Source organism: Opitutus terrae PB90-1, assembly GCF_000019965.1.
In the GTDB taxonomy this organism is placed as follows: Bacteria; Verrucomicrobiota; Verrucomicrobiia; order Opitutales; family Opitutaceae; genus Opitutus; species Opitutus terrae.
The window spans coordinates 3,471,827-3,488,643 of the sequence record NC_010571.1 but is presented as its reverse complement, the minus strand read 5'-3'; the positions used below and the strand labels follow the sequence as shown (position 1 = coordinate 3,488,643).

The following is a 16,817-nucleotide window of genomic DNA, read 5'->3' as shown; positions in this document are numbered from 1 at the left end:
CGGCTCAGCGACTTTTGTCGAGCCGCGCGCGCGCGCGTTGCAGCCGCGCATACACTTCGCGCGCCGTGAGCAGCTTCATGTCGCCGACCGGCGCCTGCACGACGACGTTGGTCGGGGCGTTGAGCGGATACGGCCCGCAGATCCGCGGGTCGGTGGGACCGAAGATCGCGAGCGTCCTCACCCCGAGCGCCGCCGCGAGGTGCATCGGTCCGCTCTCGTTCGAGATCACCCAGTCCGCGCGTTTGATCAACGCCGGCAGCGACAACAAGCTCGTGTTGCCCGTGAGATTGAGGAACTGCGCCGGCTGAAACGAGGCGCGATCCTGCACCAGCGTCGTGCCTGCCCAGATCACCTTCCGCGTCTTGTCATTGCGCAGGATGAGTTCGGTGAGCTGCTTGAAGCCCGTCCACGCCTTCTCCGCGCGGCGCGCTTCGGGAAACATCACGATCGGCCGCGAGCCGCCACGCCCCTCGGCGAACTTCAGCTTCAGCGCGTCGACTTCGCGAAATTTAAGCGTGCCGCGCAACTCCGGCTTGGCGCCCAGCACCGTGCAGAACTGCAGCAGGATCTCCAACGCGTGGCTCCGCCGTCCGTCGGGTGGCAGCGGCACTTTCTTGTCGTAGAAGATGCCCGACATCTCCCGCGCGTCCGAGCGACCGACCTTTCGTTCGGCGAGCACGCGCGACGTCATGATGCCGGTCCGCAGCAGTCCTTGAAAATCGAGGACATAGTCGAACTTCGTCTTCCGCAATTCGCGGATCAGCTTGAGAAACGCCTTCGCGCCGCCCTTGCGCTCGAAAATGTACGCCTGATCGACGGCCGCACAGGACCGCACCAGCGGCTCATAAATATCCCGCACGACCCACGAGATCCGCAGATCGTCGCACTGGGCCTTCATTGACGTCGCGACCTGCAGGCCGTGAACGATGTCGGCGAGCGAGGAGGGCTTGATGATGAGCAACTGTCTCATGAAACATGCCGCCGGGACGCGGTGGCGGACCTAAACTTCATGCGGCTCAGCCAAATGCAAACGTGAATCGCGGTGCGACGAGATTTTCACACCGTTCTGCAACTTCGCTCACCGCCCGGACAGCTCCTGCAGCGCCGCCAGCAGGGCATCCGGCGCGAGATCCGCGAGTCGTCCGCCCGGCGCCGTGACCGCGCGATGCCGCGGCGATTCCGGCGGATAAGGCCCGAAACGCTCCGGCGACGTCGGCCCGAAAATGGCCAGCACGCGGTTGCCGCTCGCCGCCGCCAGGTGCATCGGCCCGGTGTCGTTGCCTACGAAAACCGATGGCTGCCGCACCAGCGCGATCATTTCGTCCAGCGGGCAGCCCGTCAGGTTGAGGAATCGATCCGCGGGCGCCGCGAACGACGGCTCGGCCGCCGCGCCGGCACACCACGCCACGCGGCTGCGCGGCACCTCGTGCAGGATTCGCTGCATCAGCGCCTGAAAGTGCGGCCACGTTTTTTCCGGGCCGCGGCTGTCGGTGAAAACCACATACGTCCGGGCCGGCTCGGCCGAAGCGAAGAACTCCTTCCATGGCCAGTCGTCGCGCACGCGCAACACCAGCGGCCATTCCACCTGCACCGGCCCGCCGACGGTTGCGGCAAACGCCGCGAGGATCTCCATCGCGTGATGCGGTCCTGCGCCGCCCGGCATCTCGACGCGGCGGTTATAGAAGAGTCCGGCGCCTTCCCGCGCATCGGGCCGACCCCATTTCTCCGGTGCACGCGCCGCGGCGGTCATCAACCCGGTACGCAATAGCCCCTGCATGTCCCACACCGCGTCGAACTGTCGTCGGCGCAGCTCTCGGAGCAGCCGCACAAAACTCCCCCAGCCCGCACGCCGGCGGAAAATGATCGTTTCCTGCACGAACGGCGCGGCCGCCACCAGCCCCGCGAAGCGCTCGCGCACGATCCAGCTAATGCGCAGCTCTGGCCGCGCGCGCGCGACCGCCTGCAACACCTGCAACCCGTGCACGATGTCACCGAGCGAGGAAGGCTTGATGACCAGAAGGCTCTTCATGCACGCATCCGCAGGCTTGTGTCCGCCCTGCTTTCGTTCAACTCAATTTCCCTCCACCCCTTCATGACGTTTTCCGCCACTGACATTGCCGCCCTGCAAACGACGCTCACCGCCCGCTGGCACGAGGTGCCGCCCACTGCCGGCGGCGAAGGTTTTGCCGCGTTGGTGCAACAAAATCACCTGCGCAATTTCCAGCTCTGGCACGAGGAGGACATCGCGCGGCGCAACGATCTCGGATTTGAGGCGGTGTATCGCGCCAAGCGGAACATCGACCGCTTCAACCAGGAGCGAAACAACTTCATTGAGGCGATGGACCAGGCCATCGTCACCGCCCATCAGCCGCTGCCGACCAACGCGCCGCGCAACTCCGAGACGCCTGGCATGATGATCGACCGGCTGTCGATCCTCGCACTCAAGGAATTCCACATGCACGAAGAAACGGTGCGCCCGGATGCTCCCGCCCAGCATCGCGCCACGTGCGGCGAGAAGCTCGCGCGCATCCGCGTGCAGCGTGGCGATCTCGTCACATGTCTCGCCGAATTCCTCGCGGACCTGCGCGCGGGCCGGCGGACGTTCTCGGTCTACTTTCAGTTCAAGATGTACAACGACCCCGCGTTGAACCCACAGCTCTACCGTCACGCCGCGAAATGAAGGTGCCGTCGATCGTCCAGCGCCCGGAGTTCAGAGACAGACGAGCCGTGACTCGGCCGGCTTTCCGGTTTCCTGTGCCAGACGTCGATCCTCAGGCTCTTAGCTCTGAGCTCTCAGCTCTCGACTGACTTCGCCCATGGCTCGCGCCAGCGAACAGCCGCTCTGGTTCCCGCAGCACTGGCCGTCCTGGATCGGCCTCGCGCTGTTCTGGGTCGCGACGAGACTTCCGTGGGGCGTGCAGCGCGCGCTGGGCCGCGCGCTCGGCACGGCCGTCTATTATCTTCTTCCGATCCGGCGCCACGTCGTTCACGTCAACCTGCGACTCTGTTTCCCGGAGAAAACGGAACGCGAGCGCCGCACCCTGGCACGCGCGCACTATCACTCGCTGGCGCTCGGCCTTTTCGAAACCTGCAACGCCTGGTGGACCGACGCCGTCGCGCTGCCCCGGCATCGGCTGATCGGACGCGAGCACCTCGAACGCGCCATCGCGCTCGGCCACGGGGTGATCGTCCTCACCTCGCACGTCACCACGCTCGAGATCTGCGGCCGGATCATGACCGAGAACTTCAAGTTCGGCTGTCTCTACCGCGACCCAAACAATCCTGTCGTCGCCGCCGCGATGCGCCGGCAGCGCGAGCGCCGGATGACGATCGCCGTGCATTTCGACGATCTGAAGGGTCTCATTCGCGCGCTCCGCGCCGGCCATGCGATCTGGTATGCCCCCGATCAGGGCAAGCGCACCAAACAGACCGAGATCCTGCCCTTCTTCGGCGTGCCCGCGATCACCAACACCGCGACGAGCAAGCTGGCCGAAATGACCGGCGCACCGGTCGTGCCCTACTTCGGTCGCCGCGAGCCCGACGGCGCTTACACGCTGACGATTCTGCCGCCGCTCGAGAGCTTCCCCTCGGCAGATCCAGCCGCCGACGCAGTCCGCATAAACCAGCTGATCGAGCAGCAAATTCGGCTCGCGCCTGAGCAATATCTTTGGGTGCACAAGCGCTTCAAGGCGCGCGGTCCGGGCTACCCGGAAGTCTACTGAGCCATGGCGTTTCCCGATCCGCGCCCGTTGCGCCTTCTGGTGATCCGCTACCGGTTCATCGGCGACACGGTTTTGGCGATCCCGTTTCTGCGCAATCTCCGTCGCGCGTTCCCGCAGGCCGTGATCGACGTGCTCGCCGAGCCCGTGTCGGGCGACACGCTCGCGCACTGCCCGTACAAAAACGAACTGCTTTACTTCGCCCCGCGCGCCAAAGCCGCGTCGCCGCACCCACGCAGTTTGCTCGCCTGCGCGCGTCTGCTGCGCGCGCGCCACTACGACCGCGTCTACATTTTACGCCGCTCGTTCTCGAGCGCGATCCTGCCGCTGCTTGCGCGTATTCCGCACCGCGTCGGGTTCGCCACCGAGGGCCGGCGCTGGCTGCTGCAGCGCAGCACGCCCTATCCCGACAAGCACGAGGTCGAATGTTTCCTCGATGTGCTGCGCGCCGACGACATTCCAGTCACCGACACATGCAACGAAAACTGGAGCGATCCCGTGGTCGACGCGCGCGTGCAGGCGCGCCTGCGCGAACAAGCCGACGCGGTCGCGCCGGGGCCGGTCGCACGGCACGTGTTCGTCTGCGCAAAATCCGTGTTTTCGCCGAAAGACTGGGCGCCCGACCGCTTCGCAGCGGTGATCGCGTGGCTGATCCATGAACGTGGCTGCGTCGTCCACTTCTGCGACGCGCCCGCGAATACACCTTACTATCGCGACATCCTCGCGCAGTTGCCCGCCGCGACGCAGCGAGCGTGCCACGACTGGAGCCGCGAGCTTCCCATCCGCGAGGTGGGCTCGCTGCTGCGCGCGATGCATCTCGCGCTGGGGATCGACACCGGCCTGCTCCACATCGCCGCCTCGTTTCACGTGCCGGTCGTCGCGTTGTTCGGTCCGCTCGAACCTTGGCGCTGGCATCCGTGGGACACCGCCCACACGGTGCTCCGGCCACAGGACGTTTCGGGTGAGCGTCCACTGCTTCGGCTCTCCGTCGCCGAGGTCCAAGCCGCGATCGATCCTCATCTCGTTCTCCGCCCCTCTGCGTCCTAGCCTCATGTCCACGTCTCCCCGTTCCCTCACGCCTTTGGTGATTCGTTTCGGTGCATTCGGCGACATGGTGCTGATGATCCCCGTGCTGAAGGCGCTCCAGCAGCGCTACGGCGCTCCTTGCGATCTGCTGGGTTCCGGCCCGTGGACCGAGCCGCTGCTGCAACGCGTGCCCTCCTGCGGCGAACGCTTCTATCTCACCAGCCGTCGCGCGCCCTACTGGTTCAACCGCAGTCAGCGCGAACTCGTGCGCTGGTTGCGACGACGACCGGCCGGGCCCGTCTACGTCTTCGAGCCGGATGAGAAGCCGCTCTCGCTCTTGCGGCGCGCCGGCATCGCGCCCGAGTGGATCTGCACGCTGCGCGATTTTCCGCGTCGACCCGGCGAACACATTCTCGCGCACTCGGTCCGCCTCGCCCGGACCACGCCTCCCGGTCTCAGCTCTGCTCTCTCGACTCTGGACTCTCATCCTTCCATGCCTGATACCCGCCCGGAGTTGACCGAGGCGGACCGTCGCGATTGCGCCGAGTGGCTCGCGCAGCGCGGACTCGGCGAGGCTCCGCTGGTGCTGCTCCAACCCGGCAACAAAAAAACGATGAAGGGCGGCGACCGTCGCCGCGCGAGCAACGTCGATTACTGGTCCGAATCGAACTGGGCCGCCGTGATCGCCGGCGTGCGCGCCGCGCTGCCCACGGCTCACGTGATTCTTTGTGGCGTCCCCTCGGAACAGCCCCTCGCCGAGGAAATCGCCGCGCTGGCGGCCGCCCACCGCGACTCGGTCGTGGTCGCTTCGAGCGAGCTGCCGATTCCGCGGTTGCTCGCGCTGCAGGAGCGCGCCCACAGCATGATCAGCGTCAACACCGGTCCAGCGCACTCCGCCGCCGCGATGGGTTGCCCGCTGCTCGTGATGTTTACGCGTCACGCCCATCGTGCGGCGGACCTCTATGCACCGGTGCCCACGACGGCCGCGGTGCAGATCCTCCAGCCCGCTGAGGCCGCGCCCAATCCGGGACTAGGTTCCATCACGCCCGAAACCGTGGTGGCTGCCTGGCGCACATTGCCCGCGCGCTGAGCCAGGGGTGGAGCGGATCGGCAGTTCTGCGTTGCGGCTCGCGCCCTCCACTCCAGCGTCTGTCGTCATCGCCAATGCCTCTGCTGACGGTCACCGATCTCCGCACCACCTTCCATACCCGCACAGGCGTTTATCGGGCGGTGGACGGAGTGAGCTTCTCCGTCGAGCGCGGAGAAACACTCGGTATCGTCGGCGAATCCGGTTCGGGTAAATCCGTCACCTGCTACTCGCTACTGGGGCTGGTGCCGCAGCCGCCCGGCCGCATCGAAAGTGGCACGGCGGTCTTCGACGGCATCGACCTGCTGCACAGCCCGACGGCCCAAGTACGCGCGATTCGCGGCAAGCGCATCGCGATGATCTTTCAGGACCCGATGACCTCGTTGAATCCGTATCTCCGGATCTCCGAGCAGCTCATCGAGCCGCTGTTGATTCACGAACGAATCTCCCGCCGCGCCGCCCTGTCGCGCGCGCAGGCCACGCTCGAATCCGTCGGCATCCACGATGCCGCACGCCGCCTGCACGGTTATCCGCACGAGTTTTCCGGCGGCATGCGTCAGCGGGTAATGATCGCGATGGCGCTCATCACCAAGCCGGAGTTGCTGATCGCGGACGAGCCGACGACCGCGCTCGACGTCACGGTGCAGGCGCAGATTCTGGAGCTGATCAAGTCAATGCAGCGCGAGCTGGGCATGGCGGTGATTTTCGTCACCCACGACCTCGCCGTCGTCTCCGGGCTCTGCGACCGCGTGCAGGTGATGTATGCCGGTCGTATCGTCGAGGCGGCTGACACGCGCACGCTCTTCTACTCCCCACGTCATCCGTACACGCGCGCGCTGCAGCGCTCGATTCCGGCGCTGCAGCCGAAGGGCGCGGCGCTCTACACGATTCCCGGGCTGCCGCCCGATCTCTCCAAACCGCTGCCCGGTTGCCCGTTCGCGCCGCGCTGCGAATTCGTTCGCGACAAGTGCGTGGCCAATGTGCCGCCGTTGCTCGAAGTCGCACCCGGGCACGCGCACGCCTGCCTCCGCGCACAACAAGGGGAAATATAGAACACTTATCATCGCTCATCTTCGCTCATTCCATTCATCGCCTCCGCCCTTCATCAGCGCGGATGAGCGTAGATCAGCGTTCCCCACCGAATGCCTTCCCCGATCCTCGAACTCCACGACGTGAAAACGCACTTCCCGGTGCGCCAGGGTTTCGTGTTCAAACGCGAGATCGGCACGGTGAAAGCCGTTGACGGCGTGTCGCTGTCGATCGCGCGCGGTGAGGTGCTCGGGCTGGTCGGCGAGTCCGGCTGCGGCAAGTCCACTCTCGCCCGCACGATCCTGCAACTCGTGCCCACCACGTCGGGCACCGTGGTGCTCGAGGGGCGCAATCTCACCCACGCCTCCGCCGCGGAAGTGCGCGAGATCCGTCGCGACTTGCAGATGGTTTTTCAGGATCCCTACGCGTCGCTTAATCCGCGAATGACCGTCTATGCGACACTCGCCGAACCGCTGCTGGTGCATCGGCGCTGCCCGCCGTCCGAAGTGCCGGCCCGCGTCGCCGAGCTCATGTCACTGGTCGGACTCGCGCCGCGCTTCGTGCGCAAGTATCCGCACGAATTCTCCGGTGGACAACGCCAGCGCATCGCGATCGCGCGCGCCCTCGCGCTCGAGCCCAAGCTCATCATCGCGGACGAGCCGGTCTCCGCGCTCGACGTGTCGATTCAGGCGCAGATCTTGAATCTTCTTTCCGAACTCGGGCGGAAGATGAACCTGTCGATGATCTTTATCGCGCACGACCTGTCGGTCGTGAAGCACATCTCCGATCGCATCGCGGTGATGTATCTCGGCAAGATCGTCGAACTCGGGCCGGCGATTGCCGTGATCGAGCGTCCGCGGCATCCTTACACCCGCGCGCTGATCAGTGCCATTCCGGTGCCCAATCCCGACGCCGAGCGCGCGCGGCAGCGCATCGTGCTCGCCGGCGATCCACCGTCACCGATCAATCCTCCTGCGGGCTGCCCATTCCACCCGCGCTGTCCGTTTGCTCAGGACAAATGTCTCCTCGCCGTCCCGCCGCTGCTTCCAGCGGGTCCCGACCAACAGGCTGCGTGCATCCGGCTCGACGAGATCTGAGGCGGTTCTCCGTTCGAGCGGACTGTTGAAACGGTAGGGCACGGCCGCCGGGCGCGCCGGAAGGGCGAGTGTGCGTTCAGTGAAATCTCGGCCGGCCCAGCGGTCCCGCCCGACCTGCGGTCGTTTTCACCCCGTAACCGGACACTCAGCTCTTGGCTCAGCTCTCCGCTCTGGACTGCGTGGGCAGCCCGACCTGCCGCAGCGCTTCATACGTCGCGATTCCGGCTGCCGTGCTGAGGTTGAGCGAACGCAGCTCCGGATTCGCGTGCGGAATGGTGACGCGCTGCTCATCGCCGATCTCCGCGTGCAGCCACTCCGGCGCCCCCGAGCCTTCGTTGCCGAACACCAGTCCGTCGCCGTCTTCGAAACGCGCGTCCCAAAAGCACCGCGTGCTCTTCGTGGTGAACAGCCACAGCCGCCGCGGCGCAACCGCGCTCGCCCGGAAACTCGCCCAATCGCGGTGCTCGTGCACGTCGAGCGCCCGCCAGTAATCCATCCCCGCGCGCCGGAGATTGCGGTCGTTGATCACGAAACCCAGCGGATGAATGAGGTGCAGCCGCGAGCGCGTGAGCGCGCACATTCGCCCAACGTTGCCCGTGTTCGGGGCGATCTCCGGCTGGAACAGCACCACGTGAATCATTCGCGACATCATCGGCCGCCGCCCTCGCCCAAATCAAGCCGCCGCTGGCAGGTCGCGGCTCAGGCCCGCTCGACCCGGGCGCCGTCGTTGTCCGCGCTCAGCACGCGGGCTTCACAGGGCATCGATTCGCGCCAAAAAGCCGCGCACATCGACGCCGCGATCGGCTCCGCATTCGCCCGATAGCAGACGCAAAGCACGCTCGAACCACTTCCGCTGAGCCAGCCCGTCAACGCACCGGCCTCGATCCCCGCATCGATCGCCGCCCCCGCTCCCGGAATTTTTGGCAATCGGTAAGGCTCATGCACGAAATCCCCGACCGCCTGACGCAGCTTTTCGTAGTCGCCCGCCACGAACGCCGCCGCGAAAAACGAGGCACTGTTGAGGCTCTTCACGGCATCGGCAAACGGCAGGGTCGGCGGCAGCGCACCGCGCGATTCCACGGTGCGCAACTCCATGCTCGGCGACGCGACGACGAACGCGATCTCACGCGGCACCGTCACGCGCACGGCATCCACGTATTCGCCGGTCGCCGGGTCCGTGCGCGAGACCGTGAAGCCACCGAGCAGGCTGGCGCTGACGTTCTCCGGATTGCCTTCGACCGCGGTTGCAATCTTCACCATCGCCGGGCGCGGCAGCCGCGTTTCGTGCAGCGAGTCGAGCCCGACCAGTACGCCCGCAATGATCGTGGCGCTCGAGCCCAAGCCTCGGGCCGCCGGCACCTCGCCCTCGATCCGGTAATAAAATCCCACCGGCACTGTTCCCGCCACACGCCAGAACCGCTCCGCGCTTTGCACCACCAGCGCGTGCGTAGATTCGTCCACCGGCTGCTCCGGGAGCGGGACGAGGCCCTGCGTCCGGGTCAGGGTCACGCGGTTGTAGAGGCTCAACGCCAGCCCCTGCGAATCGAACCCGGCTCCGCAGTTCGACGTGCTCGCCGGCACACGCACGCTCACGGTATGCCGCGCTCGGTTCATCAGCGTCGGAACTGTTTCATCGCCTTATCGACGTCGCGCAGCTCGGCCTTTTTCTTCAGGGTCTCGCGCTTGTCGAAGAGCTTCTTGCCCGTGCAGAGGGCGACCTCCACCTTCACGAGCGCTTCCTTGAGATACATCCGCAGCGGAATCAGCGCGCGGCCGCCGGAATCGAGCGCCTGCTGGATCTTGCGGACCTGATGACGGTGCAGCAGGAGCTTCCGCACGCGCTTGGCGTCGTGATTGTAGATGTTGCCGAACGCGTACTGCTCGATATGGGCGTTGTGGAGCCACAGCTCGCCTTTCTCCACGCGGCCAAAGGCGTCGCTGATCTGCGCGCGCCCGGCTCGGATCGACTTCACCTCGGTGCCGTGCAACTGGATTCCGGCCTCGAAACGTTCGTCCACGAAATAGTCGCGCAGCGCCTTAGCGTTGCGGATCTCGGTGTAGCGACGGGCGTCTTTGTTGGCGGCGGCCATGGTGATCCGAACAATCTATGCACGAAAAAGGCGGCCCCGGCAATCGCCGTGCCGCCTGGTGGAAAAAAGGACAGCTCAGTTCTCGCCGACCTCGAAGCTGATCTTGCCTTCGATGATTTCGCGCAGCGCCACGTCTTCCGACGAGAGCTTTTCCAGCGACTCCACCAGCGGGCGGTTGCCCCGGCGCAGCTGCTTGACCCGGCGTGAAACCACGTTGATCAGCAGGTTCGGATCGGGAATGACCTTGAGCGCATCTTTGATGTAGTCGTCTCGCATGGTAGGCGTTACTCGGCGGTGAAAACCGTTGAGCACTACGGCGGACTGGCGGAGCGTCAAGGGCAATTTCCGGCGTGAGCCCGCGTTGCGCGTCTCCCGCTTGCGCCCTGGGCCGGGCCTCAGGCCACGTGGCACAGACGTCGTGCCCAAAGGTTGGCGGAAAGCGCGATGCGCACCCCGCGCTTCAACCAGGCGGCTGGGGCGCGAGTTCGCCGATGCCGCTGCCCTGCCAGCGTGGCCGCCCACGTCCACTCCCGGCTTGCGCCCGCGTCACGGCCCGCGACCCTCGGACCATGTTCATCGCGTGGACCACGGTTGCCGAGCGGGCTGATGCCGACCGTCTAGCCACCGGTGCGGTGGCCCGTGGACTCGCCGCGTGCGTGCAAATCGACGGCCCGGTGGTTTCCCACTACCGCTGGCAGGGCCAGCTCGAGCAGGCTCAGGAACTGCGGCTGATGTTCAAGTGCCCGGCCAGCCGGCTGAGCCAGCTGGAGGCCTACGTGCTTTCCGAACATCCTTACGATACACCCGAGTGGCTCGCGGTGCCGGTGGAGCGTGTGGGCGAAAAATACTTGTCATGGGCCAACGCCAGCTCTACCACTCCGCCCCTTTAGCAACTCGCCAACCACCCTTTCATCGCCATGTCACAGCACAAAAGTCTCCAAGGCTCCTCCGGTATCGTGATCAAACGCAACGTCCTGAAGCGTTTCGAGCGCGTCGATATCCTCAAAAAGCGCGGTCAGTGGAAAGCGGGCGACCGCGTCCAGGGCCTCCGCAAGACCAAGCCCGACGTCTGAGCCTTTCTTTTATTTTCCCGGCAGGCAGTTCCCACTGCCTGCTTTTTTTTGCCCTTACGAAATGGTCGACCTGATTCGGAATCTCGCGGATTTCATCCTCCACATCGATCGGCATCTCGCGGAGATCATCGCGAGCTACGGCGCGTGGACGTATGCGATCCTGTTCCTGATCATCTTCGCCGAGACCGGTCTGGTGGTTACGCCCTTTCTGCCCGGCGATTCGCTCTTGTTTGCCGCCGGAGCGTTCTGCGCCAGGCCGGAGACCGGCTTGGACGTGCACCTCATGGCGCTCTGCCTGTTCGTCGCCGCCGTTCTGGGGGACACGGTCAACTACTGGATCGGCGCCAAACTCGGCCCCGCGGTCTTTCATCGTGAAGACTCCGTGTTCCTGCGCCGCAAGCACCTCGATCGGGCCCATGCGTTTTTCGAAAAATACGGCGGCCGGGCGATTATCCTGGCGCGGTTCGTCCCGATCGTGCGCACGTTCGTGCCGTTCGTGGCGGGCATTGGACAGATGACCTACCCGCGCTTTCTGGCATTCAATGTCGTCGGCGGCCTCGTCTGGATCTACTTTTTCACCTACGCCGGCTTCCTGTTCGGCAATCAGCCTTTCGTGCAGAGGAACTTCAAGCTCGTGATCGTCGCCATCATCATCCTGTCGGTGATCCCCATGGCGGTGGAGCTGATTCGCAGCTGGCGCGAGAGTCGCCGCGGCGGCGTAGCCTAAACCAATGCGGTTGTTTCCGCTCGACAGGCGGCGAATCGCGCATGAGTTTCCCGGCTCTCGGTTATTTGCGGGCGTAGCACAATGGATAGTGTAGCGGTCTCCGAAGCCGTCGATCCGGGTTCGACTCCCGGCGCTCGCACCAGCCTCCAGGGTTGAGCTTGGCTCGCCCCAAACGACGATTCCGCGGCGCACGCTCCGGCGCGCCGGGCGTCCTGGCGGATCTTCCTCCCGCAACTACACCCGCGGGAACTCGCCGTGCTGCAGCTTCAGCTCGCCGCGCTGCATCTCGTCACGCGCCTCCTGCAGCCACGCGATGAGTTCGTCCACCTGATCGGGACTGATCGTAAGCACGGCCTCCTCGCCGAAGTCATCTTGCTTCAGACAAATGTGGTCGCCGCTTTCGTGGATGTAGACTTCCACTGGCTCGATTTTCTTGTCCATGATTTTGGGGTTTTTGATCGCCGCATCACGAGTTCTTCCAGTCACAAGCCGCCGCAGTTCTAGGACGACTCGCGCCGGTCGCGCCGCCCCCACTTGGGGTTGTGCGGTGCGCCGGCACCTTCCGGCCGCCTGTGATCTTCCAAGCCCGCGGCGATCCGCTTTGGGTTCACCGATTGGGGATAACGGATACGATTCGCCGCAGTCCGCTTCACGTTCAACGCACCGCCTGCGTGGCTGGCGCCAGCTGCCGCGTCGTCAGCAAAGGTGCTGCCCAACGAATCGACCATCAAAACGGCTTATGGTTGAACAACAGCTCCCCCGCAACATGTTTTCCGCCTTCATTGCAGCATCGGATGCGGAATTCTACGTAATGTTTATTCTGACAGCGGCCTATAACTGAACCATTCCCCCGTGCTTCAGTACGGGCACCGCGCTACCGATCATTAGAACCATGAATGTTGTGCAGTATTCCATCGAACCGCTGCTGCGCGTCGCCCAAGCCTTTCCGGCTACGCCGCGGATCATGGCGGACCTCGGCCGGCTGCTCCGTGACCCGGGCGCGGATCTCAAGGACGTCGTGAAGCTGCTGAAAAGCGACAGCGCCCTTGTCGCGCGGATCCTCCGGGTTGCCAACAGCGCGGCCATCGGCGCGGTCGAACATGTCGCCGCGATCGAAGAGGCTGCCGCGCTGATCGGTTTTCGGGAGATCCATCGGTTGGTGGGCGCCGTCGCGATCGATCAGTTTTCGCTCGCCACCTACCCATTGTATGGAGTTCCGGGCGCACGGTTACGCGCCAACGCCCTGTTCGTCGCCCTCATCATGGAGGAGCTCGCGCTCACCACCCGACGGGATCCTCACGCCGCCTACACGACGGGACTCCTGCGCTCCGTGGGAAAGCTCGCGCTCGAGAAACTGGCGGATCCTTCCGCCCGGCCGTTTCAGCCCACGCCTGGCGCCGATCTGGTCGCATGGGAAAAACACACGTTTGGCATTTCCGCCAACGAGGCGACCGCCGCCATCCTTCACCAATGGCGGTTTCCGGCCGGCATCTGCCAGGCAATCGCCCGGCACTTCTGGCCGACGGACTCGGGCGAACCGCTGGCTGATTTACTCAACCTCGCCGCCAGCTGCACCGAGCAGCTCGGTCACGGATTGCCGGGCGAACAACGCTACTGGATGGAATCCGCCGCGGCATTTCAGCGCTGCGGTGTTGATGCAGAGCAGTGCCAGCGCGCGGTGGATCGTGCGGCGCTCGCGTTCGAACAGCTCAGCCGAATGATCGGCTGAGTCCCCGGCGTTATCGCCCGGCTCGAGTAGCGACGACCGCCCCTCGGTTCCCGATGCGTCCGTTCCGGATCAGATATGGATTGCCTCGCCGCTCGTCGCGGCGGCGGCTTCCATCACGGCTTCACTGAGCGTCGGATGCGCGTGGATCGTCTGATGAATCTCCTCGACCGTCGCCTCGAGGTGCACGGCCAGTCCGTATTCGGCAATCAGCTCGGTCGCCTCGGCGCCGATGATGTGCGCGCCGTAGATCTCGCCGGTCTTCGCATCGCTGATCACCTTGACGAAGCCTTCGCTCTCGGCTGACGCCACCGCCTTGCCGGACGCGGTGAACGGAAACTTGCCGACCTTGTAGGCCAGCCCCTTCTCCTTCGCCGCCTTCTCCGTCAGGCCCGTGCTCGCGACCTGCGGCTGGCAATACGTGCAGCCGGGAAAATTCTTCACCCGCTCCGGCTTGCCATGTCCAAACATGCCATTGACCGCGCTGACCGCCTCGAACGTCGCGACGTGCGCCAGCCAGGGCGGCCCAACGATGTCGCCGGCCGCGTAGATTCCTTTCACGTTCGTCTGGTAGTCGTCGCCGACCTTCACGTAGTTGCGGTCGAGTTCCACCTTCAGGTTCTTGCCCAACACGCCCTCGATGTTCGCTACGACGCCGATCGCGGACAACACCGTCTCGACCTCGATCTCCTCGGTCTTGTCGCCCTTCACGAGGTTCAGCTTCACCGAATCCTTCCCCACGCGGAAATTCTCACACTTGGTGCCGACGTGGATCTTGATGCCCTGCTTCTCGAACGCACGGTGCAGCAATTTCGCCACCTCCTCGTCCTCCACCGGCAGGATCTGCGGTAGCATCTCGACGAGCGTCACCTGCGTGCCGAACGCATTGTAGAAATACGCAAACTCCACGCCGATCGCACCGGCGCCGACGATCGCGATCGACTTCGGCAGCGTCTTGCTCGCCAGCGCCTCGCGCGAGGTCATCACCCGGGCGCCGTCGACCGGCAGATCAGGCAATCGGCGCATCTTGCAGCCGGTCGCGATCAAAACATTTTTCGCCTTGAGAAACTTCCCCTTCTGCTCGCCTTCGGTGATCTCCACCATCCCCGCCGCCGGCACGGTCGCCCGGCCCACGATGTAGTCGACCTTGTTCTTGCGGAACAGGAACTCGACCCCCTTCGCCATCTGACCGGCCACGCCGCGGGAGCGCTCCATCACTTTGGCGAAATCGAAACCGACCTCCTTCACCGACAGTCCGAACGTCTCGGGCTTCTTCATCTTCTGGTAGAGCTCCGCGCTCTTCAGAAGCGCCTTCGTCGGAATGCAGCCCCAATTCAGGCAGGTGCCACCCGCTCGCTCCATTTCGACGCACGCCACGCGTTTGCCGAGTTGGCCGGCGCGAATTGCACCCGCGTAACCCGCGGGACCGCCACCGACGACGACGAGATCGTATTCAACAGTTTCAGCCATAATGGGAAGGTGTGGACTTTGGCCTCACCGTCGCCCGCGACCGAAGCACCGTCAAATTGAAACGCGCCGTGTCCAACTGCGGGAGGTGGAGCCCGCCGTCCCGCCAGGCTGAATCTCCCCGCGGCTCAAATGTGGGCCGTCTCCACCGCTCCGCCGCTCAGATATCGATCACGTCGTCCGACTTGCCGCGTTCGCGACCACCGCGATTCGTCGGCGGAGGTGGCGGTTCATCGCGGCGCCTTGGCTGCGAGCGCGTCAGCCCGCCGAGGAGCAAGTTTGTCACGCTCACGATCAGCGCCCCGCCGATTGCCGACCAGAAGCTCGCCACGTGAAACCCATCCACGAGCCGCCCCACCAGCAGGAACAACAAGGCATTGATCACGATGATCCCCAGCCCCATCGTCAGCACAATGAACGGCAGCGTGAACAGCAGCAGCACCGGCTTGAGCACCGCGTTGAACAAGCTCAGGAGCACGACGACCACCACCAGCGTCACCGCATCGTCGCAGCGAATGCCCGGCACCAGTTTGGTCGCCAGCGCCACGCCCACCGCCAGCACGGCCCAGCGGAGCAGAAGTTGAGTCATTGAACTCATCGACAATGACCGCACTGTCCGCCTGTTCCGCCCTCGGGCAATGAAAATCCTCCTCGTCCAGGATTTCCTCCGCAGCGGCGGCACCGAGCGGCAGTCCGTGCTCCTCGCCAACGCATTTGCCGAGGCCGGACACGCGGTCACCCTGCTCACGTTTCGGCCGGCCGGACCGCTCGCCGCGACGATTTCCGCGCGGGTGACGCACCGCACGCTGCAGCCTTTCGACACCACGCTCGACTGGTTCGCGCCGCGGCTGCTCGGCACCGCAGCACGACTCGCGCCCGACATCGTACTCTGTCTCGGCCGGATGGCGAACTGCTACGCCGGCGCGCTGCAGCGCCGGCTCGGCCCGCGCACCGCGGTGATTGCCACGATGCGCACCGGCAAATCGCTGCCGTGGCTGTTCCGCCGCTCGCTGCGTCAGGTGCGCGCCGTCGTGGCCAACAGCCGCGACGCGTGCGACGTTCTCGTCCAACGCTACACCGTCGACCCGGCAGGAATCACAGTCATCCACAACTCGCTGGTTTTTCCCGCGCACGCGGCCGGCGCTGGAGACGCACTCCCCGCGTCGCGCGCGGCGCTGCGCGAACAGTTCGGCGCCCGGCCGGCGACGTTCGTCCTGCTATGCGTAGCGATGTTTCGTCCGGAGAAAAACCAGCGCGAGCTGATCGAGATCGCCGCAGGACTGCCGGCGGAGTTCGACTGGCAGCTGTGGCTGGCCGGCGATGGGCCCGCGCGCGCCGACTGTGAACAGCTCGCCCGCGCGAAAAACTGCCTCGATCGCGTCCGGTTTCCCGGCTTCCTGCGCGATCCGTCCGCACTTTATGCAGCGGCCGACGTGGCGGTGCACGCGTCCGCGAGCGAGTCGCTGTCGAATTTCCTGATCGAGGCGCAGGCCCACGGACTGCCGGCCGTCGCCTACGCCGCGCAAGGCATCGCAGAGTGTTTCGTTCCTGGGCAAACCGGTTGGGTGATTCCGCGCGGCGAACGCGATGCGTTTCGCGATGCGCTCGAGCAACTCGCGCGCGCCACGCCGCCAGCACGCGCCGCCCGTGCCGCCGCCGCCCGGGATTTCGCACGCAACACCTTCGATCCGGCCCGCCAGGTCGCGGCTTATCTCGAGCTGTTCAGCCGGTTGCGCGGCTGACGCGTCGCGTCGGCGCTGCGCGCGCTTTTGGCCG

20 protein-coding genes and 1 tRNA gene are annotated in these 16,817 nt (G+C 65.3%); 12 read left to right on the top strand and 9 right to left on the bottom strand.

What is annotated here, in order from left to right:
* Nucleotides 1–4: 4 nt before the first annotated feature.
* Both OTER_RS13825 and OTER_RS13820 read right to left on the bottom strand, forming a co-directional pair.
* Nucleotides 5–970 carry a glycosyltransferase family 9 protein gene (locus OTER_RS13825; protein WP_012375545.1) on the bottom strand — a complete coding sequence of 322 codons (966 nt, stop codon included), beginning with the start codon at nt 968–970 and terminating at the stop codon, nt 5–7.
* A 108-nt stretch (nt 971–1,078) separates the two neighbouring features.
* Complete coding sequence (locus OTER_RS13820) at nt 1,079–2,029, bottom strand: glycosyltransferase family 9 protein (protein WP_012375544.1); 951 nt, start codon at nt 2,027–2,029, stop codon at nt 1,079–1,081.
* Nucleotides 2,030–2,092: 63 nt separating this feature from the next.
* Between OTER_RS13820 and OTER_RS13815 the strand changes: the two genes are divergently transcribed.
* The 6 genes from OTER_RS13815 (at nt 2,093) to OTER_RS13790 (ending at nt 7,958) form a co-directional block, all read left to right on the top strand.
* Entirely contained in the window at nt 2,093–2,680 is a 588-nt protein-coding gene (locus OTER_RS13815; RefSeq protein WP_012375543.1) for a DUF4254 domain-containing protein, read from the top strand.
* A 136-nt stretch (nt 2,681–2,816) separates the two neighbouring features.
* Complete coding sequence (locus tag OTER_RS13810) at nt 2,817–3,722, top strand: LpxL/LpxP family acyltransferase (protein WP_012375542.1); 906 nt, start codon at nt 2,817–2,819, stop codon at nt 3,720–3,722.
* A gap of 3 nt (nt 3,723–3,725) precedes the next feature.
* Entirely contained in the window at nt 3,726–4,766 is a 1,041-nt protein-coding gene (locus OTER_RS13805; RefSeq protein WP_012375541.1) for a glycosyltransferase family 9 protein, read from the top strand.
* 4 nt (nt 4,767–4,770) lie between these two features.
* A complete protein-coding gene (locus OTER_RS13800) occupies nt 4,771–5,835 on the top strand; it encodes a glycosyltransferase family 9 protein (protein WP_012375540.1) in 1,065 nt (354 codons plus the stop codon).
* A gap of 74 nt (nt 5,836–5,909) precedes the next feature.
* Nucleotides 5,910–6,884 carry an ABC transporter ATP-binding protein gene (locus OTER_RS13795; RefSeq protein ID WP_012375539.1) on the top strand — a complete coding sequence of 325 codons (975 nt, stop codon included), beginning with the start codon at nt 5,910–5,912 and terminating at the stop codon, nt 6,882–6,884.
* 90 nt (nt 6,885–6,974) lie between these two features.
* Complete coding sequence (locus tag OTER_RS13790; protein WP_012375538.1) at nt 6,975–7,958, top strand: ABC transporter ATP-binding protein; 984 nt, start codon at nt 6,975–6,977, stop codon at nt 7,956–7,958.
* A gap of 157 nt (nt 7,959–8,115) precedes the next feature.
* Here OTER_RS13790 and OTER_RS13785 read toward each other — a convergent pair whose 3' ends face one another.
* The 4 genes from OTER_RS13785 to OTER_RS13770 form a co-directional block, all read right to left on the bottom strand.
* Nucleotides 8,116–8,598 (bottom strand): tRNA (cytidine(34)-2'-O)-methyltransferase, encoded by a 483-nt coding sequence (locus tag OTER_RS13785; protein ID WP_012375537.1) that lies wholly within the window; start codon nt 8,596–8,598, stop codon nt 8,116–8,118.
* A 59-nt stretch (nt 8,599–8,657) separates the two neighbouring features.
* Nucleotides 8,658–9,572, bottom strand: coding sequence for a homoserine kinase (gene thrB / locus OTER_RS13780; RefSeq protein ID WP_012375536.1), 915 nt, complete (start codon nt 9,570–9,572; stop codon nt 8,658–8,660).
* Entirely contained in the window at nt 9,572–10,048 is a 477-nt protein-coding gene (gene smpB, locus OTER_RS13775) for an SsrA-binding protein SmpB (protein ID WP_012375535.1), read from the bottom strand. The genes thrB and smpB overlap by 1 nt, the downstream gene beginning before the upstream one ends.
* Before the next feature lie 75 nt (nt 10,049–10,123).
* Nucleotides 10,124–10,324, bottom strand: a complete 201-nt coding sequence (locus OTER_RS13770) for a DNA-directed RNA polymerase subunit omega (protein WP_012375534.1) — start codon at nt 10,322–10,324, stop codon at nt 10,124–10,126.
* Nucleotides 10,325–10,617: 293 nt separating this feature from the next.
* On the opposite strand from OTER_RS13770, the gene cutA reads away from it, so the two are divergent.
* From cutA to OTER_RS13755, 4 genes are all read left to right on the top strand, one after another.
* The gene (cutA, locus tag OTER_RS13765; protein ID WP_012375533.1) at nt 10,618–10,938 is read left to right on the top strand and encodes a divalent-cation tolerance protein CutA; all 321 of its coding nucleotides are present in this window, start codon (nt 10,618–10,620) and stop codon (nt 10,936–10,938) included.
* Between the two features lie 27 nt (nt 10,939–10,965).
* A complete protein-coding gene (locus tag OTER_RS25205) occupies nt 10,966–11,121 on the top strand; it encodes a small basic protein (protein WP_012375532.1) in 156 nt (51 codons plus the stop codon).
* Nucleotides 11,122–11,182: 61 nt separating this feature from the next.
* Nucleotides 11,183–11,848 carry a DedA family protein gene (locus tag OTER_RS13760; RefSeq protein WP_012375531.1) on the top strand — a complete coding sequence of 222 codons (666 nt, stop codon included), beginning with the start codon at nt 11,183–11,185 and terminating at the stop codon, nt 11,846–11,848.
* 67 nt (nt 11,849–11,915) lie between these two features.
* Nucleotides 11,916–11,990, top strand: a tRNA-Arg gene (locus OTER_RS13755).
* A 92-nt stretch (nt 11,991–12,082) separates the two neighbouring features.
* On the opposite strand, the gene OTER_RS13750 is transcribed toward OTER_RS13755, so the two are convergent.
* Complete coding sequence (locus OTER_RS13750) at nt 12,083–12,289, bottom strand: hypothetical protein (protein ID WP_012375530.1); 207 nt, start codon at nt 12,287–12,289, stop codon at nt 12,083–12,085.
* Between the two features lie 451 nt (nt 12,290–12,740).
* On the opposite strand from OTER_RS13750, the gene OTER_RS13745 reads away from it, so the two are divergent.
* Entirely contained in the window at nt 12,741–13,577 is an 837-nt protein-coding gene (locus OTER_RS13745; protein WP_012375529.1) for an HDOD domain-containing protein, read from the top strand.
* 69 nt (nt 13,578–13,646) lie between these two features.
* Here OTER_RS13745 and lpdA read toward each other — a convergent pair whose 3' ends face one another.
* Nucleotides 13,647–15,044 (bottom strand): dihydrolipoyl dehydrogenase, encoded by a 1,398-nt coding sequence (gene lpdA / locus OTER_RS13740; RefSeq protein WP_012375528.1) that lies wholly within the window; start codon nt 15,042–15,044, stop codon nt 13,647–13,649.
* A gap of 157 nt (nt 15,045–15,201) precedes the next feature.
* Entirely contained in the window at nt 15,202–15,630 is a 429-nt protein-coding gene (locus OTER_RS13735) for a phage holin family protein (protein WP_237702360.1), read from the bottom strand.
* Nucleotides 15,631–15,679: 49 nt separating this feature from the next.
* Here OTER_RS13735 and OTER_RS13730 point away from each other — a divergent pair, with 49 nt between their 5' ends.
* Complete coding sequence (locus OTER_RS13730) at nt 15,680–16,783, top strand: glycosyltransferase (protein WP_012375526.1); 1,104 nt, start codon at nt 15,680–15,682, stop codon at nt 16,781–16,783.
* Nucleotides 16,784–16,817 lie beyond the last annotated feature (34 nt).

Bases quoted from the DNA above. Each gene is read 5' to 3' on its own strand.
- OTER_RS13825 (WP_012375545.1), bottom strand. From the start codon at position 970: ATGAGACAGTTGCTCATCATCAAGCCCTCCTCGCTCGCCGACATCGTT.
- OTER_RS13820 (WP_012375544.1), bottom strand. From the start codon at position 2,029: ATGAAGAGCCTTCTGGTCATCAAGCCTTCCTCGCTCGGTGACATCGTG.
- OTER_RS13815 (WP_012375543.1), top strand. From the start codon at position 2,093: ATGACGTTTTCCGCCACTGACATTGCCGCCCTGCAAACGACGCTCACC.
- OTER_RS13810 (WP_012375542.1), top strand. From the start codon at position 2,817: ATGGCTCGCGCCAGCGAACAGCCGCTCTGGTTCCCGCAGCACTGGCCG.
- OTER_RS13805 (WP_012375541.1), top strand. From the start codon at position 3,726: ATGGCGTTTCCCGATCCGCGCCCGTTGCGCCTTCTGGTGATCCGCTAC.
- OTER_RS13800 (WP_012375540.1), top strand. From the start codon at position 4,771: ATGTCCACGTCTCCCCGTTCCCTCACGCCTTTGGTGATTCGTTTCGGT.
- OTER_RS13795 (WP_012375539.1), top strand. From the start codon at position 5,910: ATGCCTCTGCTGACGGTCACCGATCTCCGCACCACCTTCCATACCCGC.
- OTER_RS13790 (WP_012375538.1), top strand. From the start codon at position 6,975: ATGCCTTCCCCGATCCTCGAACTCCACGACGTGAAAACGCACTTCCCG.
- OTER_RS13785 (WP_012375537.1), bottom strand. From the start codon at position 8,598: ATGATTCACGTGGTGCTGTTCCAGCCGGAGATCGCCCCGAACACGGGC.
- thrB (WP_012375536.1), bottom strand. From the start codon at position 9,572: ATGAACCGAGCGCGGCATACCGTGAGCGTGCGTGTGCCGGCGAGCACG.
- smpB (WP_012375535.1), bottom strand. From the start codon at position 10,048: ATGGCCGCCGCCAACAAAGACGCCCGTCGCTACACCGAGATCCGCAAC.
- OTER_RS13770 (WP_012375534.1), bottom strand. From the start codon at position 10,324: ATGCGAGACGACTACATCAAAGATGCGCTCAAGGTCATTCCCGATCCG.
- cutA (WP_012375533.1), top strand. From the start codon at position 10,618: ATGTTCATCGCGTGGACCACGGTTGCCGAGCGGGCTGATGCCGACCGT.
- OTER_RS25205 (WP_012375532.1), top strand. From the start codon at position 10,966: ATGTCACAGCACAAAAGTCTCCAAGGCTCCTCCGGTATCGTGATCAAA.
- OTER_RS13760 (WP_012375531.1), top strand. From the start codon at position 11,183: ATGGTCGACCTGATTCGGAATCTCGCGGATTTCATCCTCCACATCGAT.
- OTER_RS13750 (WP_012375530.1), bottom strand. From the start codon at position 12,289: ATGGACAAGAAAATCGAGCCAGTGGAAGTCTACATCCACGAAAGCGGC.
- OTER_RS13745 (WP_012375529.1), top strand. From the start codon at position 12,741: ATGAATGTTGTGCAGTATTCCATCGAACCGCTGCTGCGCGTCGCCCAA.
- lpdA (WP_012375528.1), bottom strand. From the start codon at position 15,044: ATGGCTGAAACTGTTGAATACGATCTCGTCGTCGTCGGTGGCGGTCCC.
- OTER_RS13735 (WP_237702360.1), bottom strand. From the start codon at position 15,630: ATGACTCAACTTCTGCTCCGCTGGGCCGTGCTGGCGGTGGGCGTGGCG.
- OTER_RS13730 (WP_012375526.1), top strand. From the start codon at position 15,680: ATGAAAATCCTCCTCGTCCAGGATTTCCTCCGCAGCGGCGGCACCGAG.